The organism is Microcystis panniformis FACHB-1757, from assembly GCF_001264245.1.
GTDB classification, from domain to species: Bacteria; Cyanobacteriota; Cyanobacteriia; order Cyanobacteriales; family Microcystaceae; genus Microcystis; species Microcystis panniformis.
In genome coordinates this window covers 3014343-3031129 of record NZ_CP011339.1, presented here as the reverse complement: position 1 = coordinate 3031129, position 16787 = coordinate 3014343, and the positions used below count along the sequence as shown (strand labels likewise).

Genomic DNA, 16787 nt, shown 5'->3' with positions numbered 1-16787 from the left:
ATTCGGGATAAGCTCTCTTATTCTTTGTGTGATCAGTTTAACTTATATAGTAGTGATCGATCTTTGTGTCCTCTGTGTCTCTGTGGTTCCTTCCACGCGCTCGCCATCAGGACTGTATCTTAGAATACATTTTACCCACCAAACCGAAGAGAGCCTGGGATAATCAGGGCAGTATCAGTCTCGAAATCGTCAAAAACACCGATAACCATCCGGGGAAAGCCGATACTTGTTACAATAGTTTACAAATCACCCTGCCTTGTCACCGAACTATGTCCGAACAGATGATCTCCCCAGAGACGCAACCCGAAGAAGCGATTACTGTTGAAGTGCAGCCCGTGCATATTCCCGAAGAGCATCGGGAAGATATCGGCCCCATGGATGACAACGTAGCCGAAAGTTGGCGCTACAACCCCCAAGTTATTAACGACTATTACCGTCGGCGACCTCTAGAAGTTGTGGGGAGATTAATCGAAATTGCCCTGCCGGTTTTATCTTTTGTCATCGGTATCTGGTCGGATAAACTGCGGGGAAAATCGCCGAAAAATGAAATTAGACGGGCCGTACAATTGCGAGAAATGTTGACCAAATTGGGACCGACCTATATTAAAATCGGTCAAGCTCTCTCTACCCGGCCTGATTTAGTACCGCCTTTATATTTAGAAGAATTAACCACTCTCCAGGATCAAATACCCTCTTTTCCTAACGAAATTGCCTATCGTTTTATCGAGGAAGAATTAGGTTATTCTCCTGAAGAAATTTATGCAGAATTATCCCCCAATCCCATAGCGGCCGCTTCCCTAGGACAAGTTTACAAAGGTAAATTAAAAACCGGAGAGAAAGTCGCCGTTAAAGTACAGCGTCCCGATTTGATTCGCTGTATAACTTTAGATGTGTATATCATGCGTAGTTTGGCGACTTGGGTGAAAGGTAATATTAAAAGACTTCGCTCCGATTTAGTGGCAATTACCGACGAATTAGCCGCTCGTATTTTTGAAGAAATTAATTATCTGCACGAAGGACAAAACGCCGAAAAATTCGCTCAACTTTATGGTCACATTGCCGAAATTTACATCCCCAAAATCTACTGGAAATATACCGGGAGACGGGTTTTAACCATGGAGTGGGTGGACGGCACAAAATTAACTAATATCAAAGAAATTCAGACCCAGGGTATTGATGCCACCCACTTAGTTAATGTGGGGGTGCAGTGTTCTTTGCGTCAATTACTTGAACACGGATTTTTCCATGCAGATCCCCATCCGGGTAATTTATTAGCGACTCCCGACGGTAAATTAGCTTATCTTGATTTCGGCATGATGAGCAATATTGAACCCTATCAACGCTACGGTTTAATCGAAGCGGTGGTGCATTTAGTCAACCGGGATTTTGAGTCTTTGGCCAAGGATTATGTTAAGTTAGACTTCCTATCACCAACCACCAATTTAGAGCCAATTGTTCCCGCTTTTTCGGAAGTTTTCGGTAATGCTTTGGGGGCGAGTGTGGCAGAATTAAACTTTAAAAGTATCACCGATAAAATGTCGGCGATGATGTATGAGTTTCCCTTTCGAGTTCCTGCCTATTATGCCCTAATTATTCGCTCGATGGTGACTTTAGAGGGAATAGCAATTGGCATCGATCCCAATTTTAAGGTACTGAGTAAAGCCTATCCTTATATTGCTAAACGTCTGCTCACCGATCCTTCCACGGAGTTGCGAGATTCCCTGCGGGATTTATTGTTTAAAGACGGTACTTTTCGCTGGAATCGTTTAGAAAATCTCTTGCGTAATGCTAAAGATTCTAATGATTTTAACTTCGAGAAAGTCACCGATCAAGCGTTAGATTTTCTTCTGTCAGACAGGGGTGTATTTATCCGAGAAAAATTAGTTAATGAGTTAGTCAATGCGCTAGATAACTTCGGTCGTCGCACTTGGTTTAATCTCACGGTTAATTTCCGGCAACAGGTGGGTTTAGCGGTGCAAGAAACTCCCCCAGAATTGTTGGGTGATGCTAAGAGTTTTGAGCATCTTCGCAACATCTTTAGTATTTTACAGGAAACGAAAGGATTTGATGCCATGGCTATGGTGCCAGTGATGACGAAACTAATCGCTAAACCGGAAACTCAACAGATGGGACAAAAAATTGCTGAAGGTTTGCTACAAAAATCCCTAGCGCGTTTAATTCGTTACCTAGTTCTCGAATTTGATAGACCAAATCATCAGCAAAATGGAGAATTATCGAAAGCTTTACCCGCTGCCGATTAACCTCTGTCAGTTCCACCGACTGCTCAAAATCTGAGCATTTCCGACAATAAAGGCCGTGAAATAAATTTCACGGCTACGAGAAAAACGCTAAACTGTTTTTAAAGTTTTTTTATCCTAACTGGTTAACGGGGTTTAAAGGTGACTTGTAAACCGTCACGAGGATGGGGAGTGGGGATAGTGGTGAGGGTAATATCTTGATTGGGGAGTAATTGCCAATCGTATTTTTCTACTAAACGGACGGCTAAAATTTTCATCTCTAAACGAGCGAATTCCTTGCCAATACATTCGCGCAATCCCGCACCAAAGGGGATATATCCGTAGGGTTTTTCCTCGGCTAAAAAGCGATCGGGATCGAAGCTTTCAGGACGAGAATAAATATTATTATCTTTATGGGTATTGCTGATTTGATACTGCACTACCCATCCTTTCGGCAAATGATAACCGTTAAATTGACAGTCTTCTATTACCCGACGGAATCCTCCTCCCACGGGGGGAGTAAAACGTAAAACTTCCTTTAAAACGCGATCTAAATAGGTCATCTGTTTGAGGGTATCGACGCTTAAAGGAGTGGATAGATCAAAATTAGTTATTTCCTCCAATACAAGCTGAAAAATATCGGGATGCAGTGCCATTTGTAGGCAGAAAGTGGCGATAGCGGAGGTTAAAGTTTCATGACCGGCAAAGAGTAATAATAGCACTTGATCCTTTAATTCCGCTAAGGATAAACTTTCACCGTTTTCGTCTTTAGCTTGTAAAAGGATAGCCAGAGCATCCTGGCCTAAGTCATCATTTTTTTGTCTTTCTAAAATGATAGTTTCGATCGCTTGCAGTAATTCTTCTCGACAGCGTAATGCTTTGCCGAAAGCTGTCCAGGGAAGGGGAAGAGGAAGGGTAAATAGTCCCGCACACCAAGTATCAAAAACTTCTCCTAATTTGGTAGCAGAACCCTGGTCAAGACCGATAAATAATTTACAGGCGATATCGAGAGTATAGTTTCTTAATTCAGGATACCATGACAGGGTTTTTGCAGTTTGCCAACGCTCTAAATAGTGAGCGGTAATTGTTTCTACCGTAGGAATATAACTTGCTAGGGACCGGGGTTGAAAAGCTTGATAGATTAAACGACGACGGGAAGCGTGAACATCTCCCGTATGCACCGCTAAAGATGCGCTACCTAGGAGAGTTTTGGTACTTTTAGGCCAAGTTGCTGCAAAGTATTTATTCTCGTTGCTGAGGAGAAAACGGTTAGCTTCGGTACCGGATAAAATAATCGTGGGACTGCCAAAAATATGAGTACGGAAAAGTTGACCATATTTATTATGACGTTTACTGGCAAAATCCCCATCGGTCAAAAAAGCGATTGTTTCTCCTAATAGGGGTAATCCGAAACTGCCGGGGGGTAGGGGTATATCTTTGCTTATAGTCATCGCTGCCTCTAGGGTAAAACTGATCAGTTGCCGTCGATTAACTCTGTTTATTCTAACCTAAAGCACCGGAGAATTCATCTCCTGATCTAGCCTGACAATTAGCGATCGCACTTGACCAAGGCAAGTATCTAAGTAGGAAGGCACAATTATTTGTAGGATGGGTTAGCGGTAGCGTAACATAATCGGGCGTTGGGTTTCATGCTTCAACCCAACCTACGTTCATCTTATATTTAATTCCACCCACCTACTTAGGCAAAATTAATCACAGATATCGCCAGTCAGTTAACAGCGAGAATTGCCGCCAATTGAAATTTTTTAAGATCACCGCCATAATTAGCCATTGCTAATAATAACTCGCGGCAAACGATGCTTAAAACCGCAGAGAATTTCCCAGGATATCGTACCTAAATCCCGCGCCCAATCGTCGGCGGTGATGCACTGTGGGCCATCTTTACCGATAAGTGTGACGATTTCCCCTGTTTTTACCTCTGGAATCTCGCTCACGTCAATCATTAACTGATCCATGGTTATTGCGCCGATTTGGGGTACTAAACGTCCTCTCAGGGATACTTTTAAACGATTGGAGAGATTGCGGGGAATTCCATCAGCGTAACCGATACCGACCACAGCAATACGGGTGTCTTTTGCCGCTATATACTGATGACCATAACTCACTCCAGAGCCAGCGGCAATGGTTTTGACTTGGGCAATGCGTGCTTTTACTTGCAGCACCGGTTGCAAAGGGACTTTATCGGTGAGATGATCGGCAGGATAAAGACCGTAAAGAGCTAATCCGACTCTAACTCGATCGTAGTGCAGAGATCGATCGCTTAGGGTAGCGGCAGAGTTGGCTAAATGCAGACAGGGGGGATGATAACCTTTTGATTTTAACTCGGCGATCGCTTGTTGGAATTTTTGCCGTTGTAACTGCATGATTTCGGGATTCGGATCATCAGCCGTGGCAAAATGCGAGTATATACTGGCAATTTTCAGGTTAGGAGCCTCTAAAACCTGTTCGACGAATTTGGTGCCGTTTTGCCATGGTGTGCCTAAGCGAGACATCCCCGTATCTAGTTTGATGTGAACCGGCAGCCGCTGCTCTAAGCGTCTCATAACGCTGGCAAAAATCTGCACCTGTTCGATTTGCACCAGGGTGGGTTGCAATTGCCAATGGGCTAAGGCTGCCACTTCTTCTGGGGTATTGACTGCCCCTAAAATCATAATTGGGGCAACGATTCCCGCTTCCCGTAGTTCGATACCTTCCCCGATAGTTGCGATGGCTAAAGACTGCGCTCCAGCTTCTAAAACGCTGTTAGCCACCTTAACTGCCCCGTGTCCGTAAGCATCGGCTTTAATTACCGCCATTAATTCCGTTTTTGGGGCTAATAAGGCCTTGACTTTTTGCACGTTTTGTTGTAAGGCCGAGCGATCAATCTCTACCCAAGCACGATAGCGAATTACTTCCGACAATTGATAATCATGACGGTTTTTGGGCGGATTGATGATTTTTGGTTCGATGCTAAACGTCACTCGCTCACTCCTTTGCACACATAACCCAATTTATACCAAAAGAAAACCGAGAGGGCTAGGAAAAAAGCCTGAAACTCCTCTGGATTTCCTCCTTTTTGCCTGTGGAATCTGGGTTTTAAGATGAATGGGATGTTAGGAAGTTCCCGAAAAAATTGGCAGTTAGGGTTATCGGTGTTAGGGGTTAGGGTTTTTCCGTAGAGAATGAACAGTAACGGGTAATCAGTGACAAGAAAGTAGCGAAGTTTTCACCTAACACTATCTCAGTGGTTGGACAGAAGTGAAGTTAACTGTGGGGTAAGGAATGCCAAAAAGCCTAGACTTAAGATAAAATTATATCCAACCAGATGCAGTATAGGAGTTTAGCCAATGTCTAACGAAACTGTTACTTATTCCCTAGAAGCTGTCCTCACAAGGATTGAGGGGAAGATCGATAAGATTGATGAGCGCTTGACAAAAGTAGAAATAGGATTAACCGATCTCAAAGGAGATATTAAAGTGTTAGACGAGAAAATCGAAGGCATGGACAATCGGCTAAAATCAGTGGAAGGAACCCAAAAAAATCATGTCTGGACATTAATTATCCTTTTGGGGAGTGCCATTTTTACGGCTGCTTGGAAAGTATTTTTTTCCAGTAATATCTGATCTTTCTAATTCTCAACAAGACTACAGTTAACCGCTCCTGAAAGAAAATTTTCTTAAAGCCTAGACTTAAGATAAAATTATATCCAACCAGATGCAGTATAGGAGTTTACCCAATGTCTAACGAAACTGTTACTTATTCCCTAGAAGCTGTCCTCACAAGGATTGAGGGGAAGATTGACTCGCTTGAGAAGCGGGTTAACGAAAGATTTGACAAGGTAGAAGATCGGTTAACCAAACTAGAAATAGGAGTAACTGATCTCAAAGGTGATATTAAAGTGTTAGACGAGAAAATCGAAGGCATCGACAATCGGCTCAGATCGGTAGAGGGAACCCAAAAAAATCAGGTCTGGACATTGATTATCCTTTTGGGAAGTGCCATTATTACGGCTGCTTGGAAAGTATTTTTTTCCAGTAATATCTGAGTTATCCAATCCTCAATAAGACTACAGTTAACCGCTCCTGAAAGAAAATTTTCTTAAAGCCTAGACTAAGATAAAATTATATTCTAACCAGATGCAGTATAGGAGTTTAGCCAATGTCTAACGAAACTGTTACTTATTCCCTGGATGTCGTCCTTAAAGAAATCAAAGACAGCATCAAGGAAGTTAGTCAAAAATTCGATAAGATTGATGAGCGGTTGACAAAAGTAGAAATAGGAATAGCCGATCTCAAAGGCGATATTAAAGTGTTAGGCGAGAAAATCGAAGGCATCGATAATCGGCTAATATCGGTAGAGGGAACCCAAAAAAATCAGGTCTGGACATTGATTATCCTTTTGGGAAGTGCCATTATTACGGCTGGGTGGAAAGTATTTTTTTCCAGTAATATCTGATTTCTCCAATCCTCAACAAGACCACAGTTAACCCAACACAGTTGACCAGATTTCCTCATTGCTTATTTCCCAATACAAAAACGGCTAAAAATGCGATCAAGTACCGATTCAGTTACTTCTTCGCCAGTAATTTCTCCTAAAGCTTGAATGGCAGTACGCAGATCGATCGACCAAAAATCAAAAGGCAAATCTTGGTCAATTGTTTTTTTTACCTGTTCCAAAGCAATTTTCGCCCTAGTTAAAGCTGCCGCTTGTCGTTGATTAATGGCTAAATCCAAATTAGCCGCCTGTAATTCCTGATTTTGGACAGCATTAATAATAGTTTTTTCTAAGTCTTCAATACCCTGATTTTGGACGGCGGATAGCTTGACAACTCGCTCAATTTCTGCTGGGTAAATTACAGTTTCTGGATTAACCAAATCAATTTTATTAATCACTAAAATTAATCGGCGATCGCTGACAGAGCGATAAATTTCCTCGTCCTCCTCGGTCCATCCTGACTCTGCGGAGACGGTTAATAGAACTAAATCAGCAGACCGGGCCGTTTGACGGGAACGTTCCACCCCAATTTGTTCAACTCGATCACTGGCCGAGCGAATTCCTGCCGTATCGAGGACTTGTACGGGGATTCCCGCCACAACTAGCTGAGATTCGACGATATCGCGGGTAGTGCCGGGTAAATCGGTGACAATCGCTCGATCGCTCCGACTCCAAGCATTTAACAAACTGGATTTCCCCACATTCGGCCGCCCCACGATCGCCACTTTTAGACCACTACGCAGCAATTCCCCGCGCTCGGCGGTAGCTAAAATTAAATTTACTTGACAAAAAACCTGTTCTATGCTATGGAGAACCGCCTCGTGATCCAAGGGCGGTAAATCCTCTTCAAAGTCAATACGGGCCTCAATTTCAGCCAAAATATCGAGACAGGTGGCGCGCAAATGGCGGATCGGTTGCGCGAGTTTCCCCTGTAAACCAGAGAGGGCAAATTGTGCCGCTTGGGGAGAACGCGCCCCAACGAGATCGACGACGCTTTCGGCTTGAGTTAGGTCAATTCTGCCGTTAAGAAAGGCACGCAGGCTAAATTCCCCCGCTTGGGCCAAACGCGCCCCATTTTCTAGACATAACTGTAACACCTGTTGTACGGGCATAATGCCGCCATGACAGTGAAATTCCACCACATCCTCGCGGGTGAAAGAGCGGGGCGCTAACATGAGCAACAGCAAAGCTTCATCGATAATTGCCTGACTTTGGGGATGTCGGATATAACCGTAGAGAAGACGATGACTTTTCCAGGGTTGACGATTGCGGGTATGGAAAAGCCGACGAGCGATCGCCACTGCCTCACTACCAGATAAACGGACAATACCGATACTACCCTGTTCCGGAACGATCGCCGTAGCGATGGCGGCGATCGTATCCCCTGTGTTTAACATCTCTTAATCACCCCTTGCTAAAATTGAAGTCGGTATCAATTTTGTCAGCATTTATGCCCGAAAATATGCGCTCACGGTCATTAAAAGCGAGAAAAAGCCGCAAATATTCGAGTAATCGCTTACTGCGATTTTTGCGCTATTGGTATATTCGCTTAATGCGATTACAAGGACATCCTAGGGAAATTGCCAGGGGTTTTGCCTTGGGAGTTTTTTCGGGATTTTTCCCGTGGATGGGCCTTCAAATCATCGTCGCTATCTTTTTAGCCACCCTATTTCGCGCCAACAAGATCGCGGCTGCTGCCGGTACTTATATCAGCAATCCCTTGACCGATCTGCCAATTTTCCTGTTTAATTATAAATTAGGAGAGTTTATTCTTGGTCAAAGCGGGCGATCGAATCTGGGCGACATTTTTCAAACTAATCAAAGCTTCACCGAAAAGTTAGCTAGTTCTGGCGGCCAATTTCTTTTAACCCTGTTTTTTGGTTGCTTACTATCAGCGACGGTATTTGCTACGATAACCTATTTTGTTAGCTATCGCCTAGTTCATCAACGGTATCACCGCCGACAAACAGGTAGAAAACGCCGATAAATTGTCACCGTTCAGGGGGGGGAGGAAATCCGGTAATCTAAGAGGCATGGATGAGAAGCACCAACGGTAATTCCATAATAAGTCTAAACTATGATTTGAATGATTGAATGAATACTATGATTGTGTTGTATTCAGCAAGTCTTCATCAATGATCAATTATAGTCAATCCCATAATCCCATCAATCACAGTTAAGACGATGGCTGTGACTGTCGCATCATTTGTAAATTATTACGAATCATTTGTGTATTGAGATGCTCTTTACTTAATGTATTGACATACAATACTTTTGTCATTTAATCAGTAGGAAGTAGGTCTGAAATTATATTTAAAAAATCTCTCACTTGTGCAATGAAAGGAAGAACTTGTAATTCATCAAAATCTGCAAAGTCTGTATAATCTGCTTCGAGACGGTATTCAAACAATTCGTTATAAACTGCACCAAAGTCTTTTGAAATAATTTCGCTACGGATGTAGTTTTTGTTGAAGAGACTACGGACACCTGTATGTTTTGGAGATGAGAGATTATCATAAGCAAGTAAAGCCGTAACAGCATAAAAGCAACTATAGTATAGACGATTGATACAACTATTCCATCTTGCACCATCAGCAAGAGAACAAGCATCTTGATAAGCTTCCTCTGCACGATTTAAACGATACCTAATTAGTTGATCGTGAAGGGAATTTTTACTCATAGCATAATAGCTTCTTTGTTAACTGATTGCCAGAAAGGAGTAGTTTGTAATAAGGGATGTTCCCATTGATTTTTGCTGCGAACAATGGTACAAATAACCTCTTCTGTTTCCCATTCGATTTCATAAATTTGACGACGGATTTGAGATGTGCGAGTAGGGTTGGTGATCCCATCAACTAATACTAATATATCCCAATCAGAGTCTGGTTGAGCATCGTTTCGCGCCCGTGAACCATAAAGAAATATTTGCGCTTGAGGTTCGATCGCTTGTACTGCTTGTTTAATTTTATTGAGTAATAGTTGTTTTTCCATGATTTTTTATGACCTTTTTTGTACTGCACAACAATATTAACAATATAGTCCATCCCATAATCCCATAATAAGTCTAAACTGTGATTGAAATGATTGAATGAATACTATGATTGTGTTGTATTCAGCAAGTCTTCATCAATGATCAATCATAGTCCATCCCATAATCCCATCAATCACAGTTAAGACGATGGATGTTGCTGTTGTCGCATCATTTGTAAAATTTTCCGAATTTGAACAATAGTAGAGTGATTTTTCCTAATAGTCGTTGACTCCATTTTATAGTAGTTCTATTTTTTGAAAAAGAATAATAAAACCTTCTTGGGTAAAGTGCTTGTCATGGGTAAGCACTTCAAAAATATCCATTTGTTGCATAATTACCATTGATATGCAGTCTGTAATGCTATAACCTTTGTCTGACCGTTGTTTATATAATTCAAAACCTAATTGACGTAATTCTGGTGTATAGGAAATAACTTTTATTGTTTTTTCCCGTAGCATTTGCGTACACATCAAGAGTGCTTTCTGTCTCATAATAGTTCCTCTAGATGAAGCATAGTTCAGTATCTCATCAATAATGCCATCCGTCGTTATTAGCTGATCATTGATACAATTATGAGCATAATTAAGCGCAATTTGATGCCAGTTATCTTTAGGGTTGAGTAAAGCGATCCAATAAAAGGTGTCGGCAAAAATTTGCTTCATGGTTAATGTTTAGGAGTACCGTAAATATAATGATCATGTTGCTCTGCACTATCGGTTGGTAAGGTATCTAAAATTTCTTGAGGAATATCAGCAGTGAGTTCTTCTATAAATTGTGCAAAAGGTTTAGATTGTTCTTGCGATCGATTATGTTTGATTTTGGCTAATAATAAAAAGTCAAAAACTTCTTCTATTACCTCATCAGATACTGTTTCAATTTCATGAATTAGTTGTTCTTTGATAGTCATAATTTTACCTTTGTAAGTTCTTCAAATATAGCCTATATCAGTTATCAGTGATTAATTCAATTATAGTCCATCCCATAATCCCATAATAAGTCTAAACTATGATTTGAATGATTGAATGAATACTATGATTGTGTTGCATTCAACAAACCTTCATCAATAATCAATCATAGTCCATCCCACACATAAATCACAGTTAAGACGATGGATGTTGCTGTTGTCGCAGCCTTTGTAAGTTTTCCCGAATTGTAACAGTAGTAGGATGATTCTCCCCTAAAGCTTGCTCCGCAATTGCTAAAGCTTGTAAATAGAGAGGTTCTGCTTCTGTGTACCTGCCTTGAAAATAGTACAAATGCGCTAAATTGTTGAGGGATTGTGCCACATCAGGATGATTGTCTTCTAAGAGTCGTTTTTTCAATTCTAATGCTTGTAGAGAGAGAGGTTATGAAATAAATTTAAAGAAGTCTGTGTTTTGCAGAAACAGGTGGATATTTAGCAATTTCTATTAATAATAGTCGCTCTTGTAAGCGTTCTTTGTTATTGAAATCTAAAATCCTAGCTGTCACGTTCCCAATATCAGTAATGGGTTGGATAAAAGCTTCTTTAAGTTGAAAATGTTCTTTCCACAAGTCTCGACGCGGGTTAAAAAAACGGACAAGTTCTCCAGTTTCCCAATTAATTGAGCCTAAATCTGTACCTTTTTGTAAATTGCAAAAAATACAGGCGTAGCACAAATTATCAGCCGAAGTTGCTCCCCCATGTTTAAAACTAATGATATGATCCACCTGACAGCCAGATACCCTATCAGAAGCAGAAATTAAGCAATATTCACAGAGAAAATCGGCACGTTCAGCAACTAATTTTCGCAATTCTAAACTAATGTAAGGTCGAGCCATTTTAGTTAGCTCCATTGAGATATTGGTGAGCTTTTGCTTTTGCTAGGGTCATGATATGTTCTAGCATTAAATAAGCATCGAGTTCCTGTTTTTCATCTTGGGTAAGTTCATTATTTTTGGCGTTATAAATTAGGTCTTCTAGGCGATTTTGAGCGGTATCGGAAAGATGAAAGTTAATCACCGATTGGGGGGTGGTTCCCCTTGCGATTAGTTCAATAATTTCGTTATAGACTTTGATGGTTTGGGTTGCTGTATTCATGGGTTTATTCTGTTGGGTTTATTGGGTAGGGAAAAAGCAATTACAATTTAATGAACTGTAAAAGAATTGCTGTTTTTCTATCAGGTTTAAAAGTGGTGATCGCTGTTTAATTTATATTAGGAACACTATTAATTTGTCAACCAGATTTTCTGATCCTAAACTTATTTTTATCCACAATTACCGTTGAGCCAATAATTTCTTCTATATCTACGGTATTGATAAAATTTTCTAAAACCTGTCTAATTTCTACCGCTATCGCCTCAAAAGGAAATCGTAAAATAATCAGACCACAATGGGTATTGGGAGGATAATTTTTGATATTAGCCCATCCCAAATCACGGCTAATAATAATTCGCTGTTCTCGTTGAGCAAATCGAAATAGCTCAGGGTCTTTTGTGCCACTTAGTCCAGAGGTTTTTACATGAATAGCGTCATAACCTTTAGAATTTAGCAAGTTGCTTAAACTTAAGGGGCAGTCTTCATCAATTAAAAAGCGAATTTTCAACTGGTTTTCTCCATTGGATAAATGATTTCATTATTTAAAAGTTCAGAAAAATATGCTAAAGAAGCAAGAATTTGCTCTTGAGTAACTCCATATTCCTCCATGACTTCTTCATAGCTCATTCCTCCTGCCAGGGAACCAATAACAATGGCGATCGGGATTCGGGTTCCTGTTAAGATTGGTTTACCATGTTGAATTTCGTTATCTATGGTAATAGCATTATTTAATAAGTTGGTTGTCATTAATTTTCTCCGTTTAAGTTTGATTAAGAATAAACTGATTTAATTTCCTAAAAACTTGACATAATCCCATCAATCACAGTTAAGACGATGGATGTTGCTGTTGTCGCAGCGTTTGTAAGTTTTCCCGAATCTTAACAGTAGTAGGATGATTCTCCCCTAAAGCTTGCTCGGCAATTGCTAAAGCTTGTAAATAGAGGGGTTCTGCTTCTTCATACCTTCCTTGAGATGAGTATAATTCTGCTAAATTGTTTAGGGAAATAGCAACAGAGGGATGATTCTCCCCTAATAGTCGTTGACTCAATTCTAATGCTTGTATTAAGAGTGGTTCAGCTTCTTCGTATCTTCCTTGAGATTGGTAGAGTTTTGCTAAATTATTAAGATTTTCAGTGACATTGGGATAGTTATCGCCTTCAAAAATTTCTGGACAGTATTTTTTTAGATTTGCCAGAAATTCCTGTGAGGTAACTTCAGTAAAATCTTGGTGGATAATATTGCGAAATTCTTTAGTATCTAGCATGGTTAATTTTCTCCTTCTATTTAATTAACTCTTCATACTCATCATGAGAACCAATCCAAAACCAGTAATAATCTTCACCTTTTTTCAATGCTAAAGCTCTATAATTCTCAGTTATTCGGACTGACCAGACATTTTTCTCTACTTTCTTGAAATGTAATGATCGATGGAAAACATTACTAATCCAGAGACGATAGGCTTTTTTTGCCTGTTGCTTAATGTAGGGAGGTAAGTTGGCATAACATTGCCAAAAATCAGGAGTTGTTAAGGATTTCATCTAAAGACTTAACTTGATTGTTACTGATATCATTGTTGACTTTTTGTAATAGTCGATCGAGTTTCCCTGATTCGAGATCGTTTTTTATCTGTTTGTCCCAACTATCATCAAGATAGTCTTGTAACCAAGCTGATAATTGATGGATTTCTTCGTCAGGCAACTGGAGAATCGCGGATTCAATATCTTTGAGTGTAGTCATGATTGTTTGGTTGATTGAAGGTGATTGTATTATTTTATATTGTTGTATTATCGGATGGGTTAATAACCCATCCTACGGGAGCGACTCTAAGTTTTCCCGAATCCTAACAGTATTAGGATGATTCTCCCCTAAAGCTTGCTCGGCAATTGCTAAAGCTTGTAAATAGAGAGGTTCCGCTTCTGTGTACCCGCCTTGGGATTCGTACAATAGTGCTAAATTGTTGAGGGAAGTTGCCACATCGGGATGATTGTCTCCTAAGAGTCGTTTTCTCAAATCTAATGCTTCTAGATAGAGAGGTTCTGCTTCTGTGTACCTGCCTTGGGATTCGTACAATAGTGCTAAATTGTTGAGGGAAGTTGCCACAAGGGGATGATTGTCTCCCAAGAGTCGTTTATACAAATCTAATGCTTCTAGATATAAGTTAAACTGATCACACAGAACCTAGAAGATTTCGAGAAAAAGCTAAACCTACCAAACCCGGGGCGTAAACTCCGCATCATTTAAAATTATTACATTTTCCCCTGACTGCACCAACACAAATAAACCCTGACGACAAGCGTAACTCGCCACCTCATTGGGAACAATCATCGCTGCCACCGCTCCCAAAGCCTTTACATCTCGAAAACGAGGCATTAACCGCTTAAACTTGGCCAAACGTTGTAAATGCTCATCCACATCCCTTTGAGTTAACTTACTTTTGACCTCCACTAAAATGGCATCGGTATCATTCACTACTAATAGATCAATTTCTAAACCTTCATTATCCCGTTTTACCGAAATACCAGGGTGAAACTCATGGACATCAATACCCCGCTCTTGAAACAGACGCACCACCGCAGGACGCACTTGCCACTCGACAAACTCTCCTAAACGATTGCCCAACTCCCCAATCTGCTGACTAACTCTGTTAATTTGTTTATCTGTTTCTTTTTGAGCTTGGGATAACTCTTGTTGAGCTTGGGATAACTCTTGTTGGGATTGGGATAACTCTTGTTGGGATTGGGCCAATTCCTTTAGTATTTCCCGAATGTCTTCAATAGTAGCTGTCATAGTGAATTTCTCTCAAGTTAAAGTGATGTAGCCGATACTCAAGGGATTTAGTATAATTTTAGCGTTGATTATTGGCAGGAATGGAATCGGCTCTCTTGGATTTGGTAGGTAAAATTTATTCTAAGATACATTCCTCCCAGCGAGGGAGTGGAAGGAACCACAAAGACACAAAGGGGAGCATCTCACTTATGCAATGAGTATTAATACTTATAGCCGTCAAAAACTAGAAAATCTTCAACTTGATCACAAAGAGAAATGAGATTATAATAGTTATAACTCACAATTCAGAATATAGCTCGATGGGAGGAACAATCCAATGTTATCAGAAAATGAAAAAAGAATTAAAGAGTTATCCCGAGAGTTGGGAGCTTGTCTATATGAGCAATCCCAAATTAAGAAATTTAATAACTTGGGAGAGATAGAGGAGACAGTCAGAGATTTAATGATTCATTATGTTAACCCAGAAATCGGTACTTTTTTGTCAAAACAAGCACAGAAGAAACTGCCGGTCGGACGAGAAAAGTGAAAAGTATTTTGGGGGAATTACCAATTACAGAAAAACAAGCGAAAAAATTAGAAATAAAGTCTCGGACTCAGATGAGTCCAATGTTAGAGAAGAACTGTTTGCTATTAAGTGGCGATGAATCCTACGAAAAATCGGCGCAGAAAATCAAATCATTGACAGGGATTGCTGTTTCTCACAGTACCCAACAACGCCTCGTACATCGCTAGGCTTTTGAAGAATTACCGTCTAACCCAGAAGTGGAAGTGGAAGAAATGAGCCTAGATGGCGGTAAGGTACGACTAAGAACTGCCAAGGGAAAAGCCTTAATTTGGCGTGATTATAAAGCAGTGAGTTTTCATCAACTGGGGGTAGCGGCTTTTTTTCAAGATAACTCAGCTTTATTAGATTTGGTTAATTCTCAAGTTTTGGCCAAGCCTTTAATTTGTTTATACTTTGCACGGCTACAACTTGCATTTTTTACTCAAGGACAATAATATAGTTTAAGAGTCATAATTAGAAGCAAAGCACTCATTAAAAACATGATTAACCTAGAATTCACGGAAGAAGAAAAGAACTCACTGTATTATGAAAGATTTCATCATCCCCATCCCCGGGTTCAACTGAAGATGGAAGTTCTCTGGTTAAAAAGCCAAAAGATACCGCACCAAAAAATTTGTCAGTTAGCAGGAATCTCGCCAAATACCTTATTAACCTATCTTCGCGATTATCAAGAAGGCGGAATAGAAAAATTAAAAGAAATCAACTTCTATCGCCCTAAAAGTGAATTAGAGTTTCAAAAAGAAACCCTCAAAAAATACTTCGAGAAAAATCCAGCAGCCACAATAAATGAAGCTGTATATAGGATAGAAGAATTGACGGGAATAAAACGAAGTCCTACCCAAGTGAGAAAATTTTTAAAATCAATGGGAATGAAATGTTTAAAAGTAGGTTCTCTTCCTTCTAAAGCTGACCCAGATGAACAAGAGGACTACAAAGAAAAAAAGCTAGAACCCAGACTAAATGAGGCAAAAGAAGGAAAAAGGGCTGTTTTTTTTGTTGATGCCGCTCACTTCGTCATGGGAGCATTTCTCGGTTTTGTTTGGTGTTTTGAGAGACTTTTTGTTAAGTCACCGAGCGGGCGTAAACGCTTCAATGTTTTAGGAGCATTAAATGCAATAACTCATGAAGTTATTCTGGTAACATATGACACTTATATTACAGCAACTCAAGTCTGTGAACTCACGTCAAAAATAGCTGCTTTAGGACTAATGATTCCCATCACTCTAGTCTTAGATAATGCCCGCTATCAAAAATGTAAAATTGTTGAAGAATTAGCTCTTTCTTTGTCAATAGAACTGCTCTATCTGCCGTCTTATTCACCTAATCTAAATTTAATTGAAAGGCTGTGGAAATTGGTCAAAAAGAAATGTTTATATGGTAAGTAGTCATGCAAAATTAATTACCTGCCCGATCGAGCTAAAACCCTTACGGGGCAATGATCGTCATGTGTAAATAATTTTGCCTAGGTACTTAAATATTATGAAAACTTTTCTGACTTTTCTTCAGCCATTTATGAATGTTTGAATGATGCCCATTTGAAACATAAAAAAGAACTGGATTCCTTGCTGACTCTACGATTTCAGAAGTTTAATAAATCTCAGATTATGAACGTCTAAA

The 16787-nt window shown here is 40.1% G+C and carries 21 protein-coding genes and 3 pseudogenes; 7 read left to right on the top strand and 17 right to left on the bottom strand.

Translation table 11 applies throughout. The features are described 5' to 3' along the window. Positions 1-269: 269 nt before the first annotated feature. A complete protein-coding gene (locus VL20_RS14645; RefSeq protein WP_052278477.1) occupies positions 270-2261 on the top strand; it encodes an ABC1 kinase family protein in 1992 nt (663 codons plus the stop codon). 122 nt (positions 2262-2383) lie between these two features. Here the strand turns inward: VL20_RS14645 and VL20_RS14640 are convergent, their stop codons facing one another. Next, complete coding sequence (locus tag VL20_RS14640) at positions 2384-3688, bottom strand: cytochrome P450 (RefSeq protein WP_052276916.1); 1305 nt, start codon at positions 3686-3688, stop codon at positions 2384-2386. A gap of 333 nt (positions 3689-4021) precedes the next feature. Further along, a complete protein-coding gene (gene alr / locus VL20_RS14635) occupies positions 4022-5218 on the bottom strand; it encodes an alanine racemase (protein ID WP_052276915.1) in 1197 nt (398 codons plus the stop codon). Positions 5219-5584: 366 nt separating this feature from the next. Between alr and VL20_RS14630 the strand changes: the two genes are divergently transcribed. The 3 genes from VL20_RS14630 (at position 5585) to VL20_RS14620 (ending at position 6692) form a co-directional block, all read left to right on the top strand. Then, on the top strand, positions 5585-5860 hold the full coding sequence (locus VL20_RS14630; RefSeq protein WP_052276914.1) for a polyhydroxyalkanoate biosynthesis repressor PhaR: 276 nt from the start codon (positions 5585-5587) through the stop codon (positions 5858-5860). Positions 5861-5973: 113 nt separating this feature from the next. Further along, positions 5974-6282, top strand: a complete 309-nt coding sequence (locus VL20_RS14625; RefSeq protein WP_052276913.1) for a DUF4164 family protein — start codon at positions 5974-5976, stop codon at positions 6280-6282. A gap of 113 nt (positions 6283-6395) precedes the next feature. Next, positions 6396-6692 (top strand): polyhydroxyalkanoate biosynthesis repressor PhaR, encoded by a 297-nt coding sequence (locus VL20_RS14620; RefSeq protein ID WP_052276912.1) that lies wholly within the window; start codon positions 6396-6398, stop codon positions 6690-6692. Between the two features lie 62 nt (positions 6693-6754). Here the strand turns inward: VL20_RS14620 and mnmE are convergent, their stop codons facing one another. Next, positions 6755-8128, bottom strand: a complete 1374-nt coding sequence (mnmE, locus tag VL20_RS14615; RefSeq protein ID WP_052276911.1) for a tRNA uridine-5-carboxymethylaminomethyl(34) synthesis GTPase MnmE — start codon at positions 8126-8128, stop codon at positions 6755-6757. A 53-nt stretch (positions 8129-8181) separates the two neighbouring features. Between mnmE and VL20_RS14610 the strand changes: the two genes are divergently transcribed. Further along, positions 8182-8718, top strand: coding sequence for a DUF2062 domain-containing protein (locus VL20_RS14610; protein ID WP_052276910.1), 537 nt, complete (start codon positions 8182-8184; stop codon positions 8716-8718). Between the two features lie 294 nt (positions 8719-9012). Here the strand turns inward: VL20_RS14610 and VL20_RS14605 are convergent, their stop codons facing one another. From VL20_RS14605 to VL20_RS14540, 14 genes and pseudogenes are all read right to left on the bottom strand, one after another. After that, entirely contained in the window at positions 9013-9411 is a 399-nt protein-coding gene (locus VL20_RS14605; RefSeq protein ID WP_052276909.1) for a HEPN domain-containing protein, read from the bottom strand. Continuing rightward, on the bottom strand, positions 9408-9722 hold the full coding sequence (locus VL20_RS14600; RefSeq protein ID WP_024971013.1) for a nucleotidyltransferase domain-containing protein: 315 nt from the start codon (positions 9720-9722) through the stop codon (positions 9408-9410). The genes VL20_RS14605 and VL20_RS14600 overlap by 4 nt, the downstream gene beginning before the upstream one ends. 276 nt (positions 9723-9998) lie before the next feature. Continuing rightward, a complete protein-coding gene (locus VL20_RS14595) occupies positions 9999-10424 on the bottom strand; it encodes a type II toxin-antitoxin system VapC family toxin (protein WP_052276908.1) in 426 nt (141 codons plus the stop codon). A gap of 2 nt (positions 10425-10426) precedes the next feature. Further along, positions 10427-10669, bottom strand: a complete 243-nt coding sequence (locus VL20_RS14590) for a hypothetical protein (protein ID WP_002760184.1) — start codon at positions 10667-10669, stop codon at positions 10427-10429. A gap of 193 nt (positions 10670-10862) precedes the next feature. Continuing rightward, positions 10863-11084: a tetratricopeptide repeat protein gene (locus VL20_RS14585; protein WP_052276907.1), complete on the bottom strand. Its 222-nt coding sequence runs from the start codon at positions 11082-11084 to the stop codon at positions 10863-10865. A 37-nt stretch (positions 11085-11121) separates the two neighbouring features. Beyond that, positions 11122-11562, bottom strand: a complete 441-nt coding sequence (locus VL20_RS14580; protein WP_052276906.1) for an HNH endonuclease — start codon at positions 11560-11562, stop codon at positions 11122-11124. A 1-nt stretch (position 11563) separates the two neighbouring features. After that, positions 11564-11821, bottom strand: coding sequence for a hypothetical protein (locus VL20_RS14575; RefSeq protein ID WP_002770064.1), 258 nt, complete (start codon positions 11819-11821; stop codon positions 11564-11566). 136 nt (positions 11822-11957) lie between these two features. After that, positions 11958-12326, bottom strand: a complete 369-nt coding sequence (locus VL20_RS14570; protein ID WP_002744172.1) for a DUF5615 family PIN-like protein — start codon at positions 12324-12326, stop codon at positions 11958-11960. Further along, positions 12323-12565, bottom strand: coding sequence for a DUF433 domain-containing protein (locus VL20_RS14565; protein ID WP_002744173.1), 243 nt, complete (start codon positions 12563-12565; stop codon positions 12323-12325). Before VL20_RS14565 ends, VL20_RS14570 begins: the two co-directional genes overlap by 4 nt. Positions 12566-12644: 79 nt before the next feature. Beyond that, positions 12645-13082 carry a tetratricopeptide repeat protein gene (locus tag VL20_RS14560; RefSeq protein WP_052276905.1) on the bottom strand — a complete coding sequence of 146 codons (438 nt, stop codon included), beginning with the start codon at positions 13080-13082 and terminating at the stop codon, positions 12645-12647. 16 nt (positions 13083-13098) lie between these two features. Next, positions 13099-13356, bottom strand: coding sequence for a ParE family toxin-like protein (locus VL20_RS14555; RefSeq protein ID WP_052276904.1), 258 nt, complete (start codon positions 13354-13356; stop codon positions 13099-13101). After that, complete coding sequence (locus tag VL20_RS14550; protein ID WP_052276903.1) at positions 13334-13555, bottom strand: hypothetical protein; 222 nt, start codon at positions 13553-13555, stop codon at positions 13334-13336. Before VL20_RS14550 ends, VL20_RS14555 begins: the two co-directional genes overlap by 23 nt. A 72-nt stretch (positions 13556-13627) precedes the next feature. After that, positions 13628-13978: pseudogene (locus VL20_RS14545) on the bottom strand (tetratricopeptide repeat protein); the annotation flags it as partial. A 45-nt stretch (positions 13979-14023) separates the two neighbouring features. After that, entirely contained in the window at positions 14024-14605 is a 582-nt protein-coding gene (locus VL20_RS14540; RefSeq protein ID WP_052276901.1) for a DUF3782 domain-containing protein, read from the bottom strand. 316 nt (positions 14606-14921) lie between these two features. Here VL20_RS14540 and VL20_RS28880 point away from each other — a divergent pair. Both VL20_RS28880 and VL20_RS14525 read left to right on the top strand, forming a co-directional pair. Further along, a pseudogene (locus tag VL20_RS28880) lies at positions 14922-15559 on the top strand (ISKra4 family transposase); the annotation flags it as partial. 90 nt (positions 15560-15649) lie between these two features. Continuing rightward, positions 15650-16786 (top strand): annotated as a pseudogene (locus VL20_RS14525) (IS630 family transposase). Position 16787: the final 1 nt, after the last annotated feature.

Excerpts from the sequence above, each read along its gene's own strand:
- VL20_RS14645 (WP_052278477.1), top strand. The coding sequence starts at position 270 with ATGTCCGAACAGATGATCTCCCCAGAGACGCAACCCGAAGAAGCGATT.
- VL20_RS14640 (WP_052276916.1), bottom strand. The coding sequence starts at position 3,688 with ATGACTATAAGCAAAGATATACCCCTACCCCCCGGCAGTTTCGGATTA.
- VL20_RS14630 (WP_052276914.1), top strand. The coding sequence starts at position 5,585 with ATGTCTAACGAAACTGTTACTTATTCCCTAGAAGCTGTCCTCACAAGG.
- VL20_RS14625 (WP_052276913.1), top strand. The coding sequence starts at position 5,974 with ATGTCTAACGAAACTGTTACTTATTCCCTAGAAGCTGTCCTCACAAGG.
- VL20_RS14620 (WP_052276912.1), top strand. The coding sequence starts at position 6,396 with ATGTCTAACGAAACTGTTACTTATTCCCTGGATGTCGTCCTTAAAGAA.
- mnmE (WP_052276911.1), bottom strand. The coding sequence starts at position 8,128 with ATGTTAAACACAGGGGATACGATCGCCGCCATCGCTACGGCGATCGTT.
- VL20_RS14610 (WP_052276910.1), top strand. The coding sequence starts at position 8,182 with ATGCCCGAAAATATGCGCTCACGGTCATTAAAAGCGAGAAAAAGCCGC.
- VL20_RS14605 (WP_052276909.1), bottom strand. The coding sequence starts at position 9,411 with ATGAGTAAAAATTCCCTTCACGATCAACTAATTAGGTATCGTTTAAAT.
- VL20_RS14600 (WP_024971013.1), bottom strand. The coding sequence starts at position 9,722 with ATGGAAAAACAACTATTACTCAATAAAATTAAACAAGCAGTACAAGCG.
- VL20_RS14595 (WP_052276908.1), bottom strand. The coding sequence starts at position 10,424 with ATGAAGCAAATTTTTGCCGACACCTTTTATTGGATCGCTTTACTCAAC.
- VL20_RS14590 (WP_002760184.1), bottom strand. The coding sequence starts at position 10,669 with ATGACTATCAAAGAACAACTAATTCATGAAATTGAAACAGTATCTGAT.
- VL20_RS14580 (WP_052276906.1), bottom strand. The coding sequence starts at position 11,562 with ATGGCTCGACCTTACATTAGTTTAGAATTGCGAAAATTAGTTGCTGAA.
- VL20_RS14575 (WP_002770064.1), bottom strand. The coding sequence starts at position 11,821 with ATGAATACAGCAACCCAAACCATCAAAGTCTATAACGAAATTATTGAA.
- VL20_RS14565 (WP_002744173.1), bottom strand. The coding sequence starts at position 12,565 with ATGACAACCAACTTATTAAATAATGCTATTACCATAGATAACGAAATT.
- VL20_RS14560 (WP_052276905.1), bottom strand. The coding sequence starts at position 13,082 with ATGCTAGATACTAAAGAATTTCGCAATATTATCCACCAAGATTTTACT.
- VL20_RS14555 (WP_052276904.1), bottom strand. The coding sequence starts at position 13,356 with ATGAAATCCTTAACAACTCCTGATTTTTGGCAATGTTATGCCAACTTA.
- VL20_RS14550 (WP_052276903.1), bottom strand. The coding sequence starts at position 13,555 with ATGACTACACTCAAAGATATTGAATCCGCGATTCTCCAGTTGCCTGAC.
- VL20_RS14540 (WP_052276901.1), bottom strand. The coding sequence starts at position 14,605 with ATGACAGCTACTATTGAAGACATTCGGGAAATACTAAAGGAATTGGCC.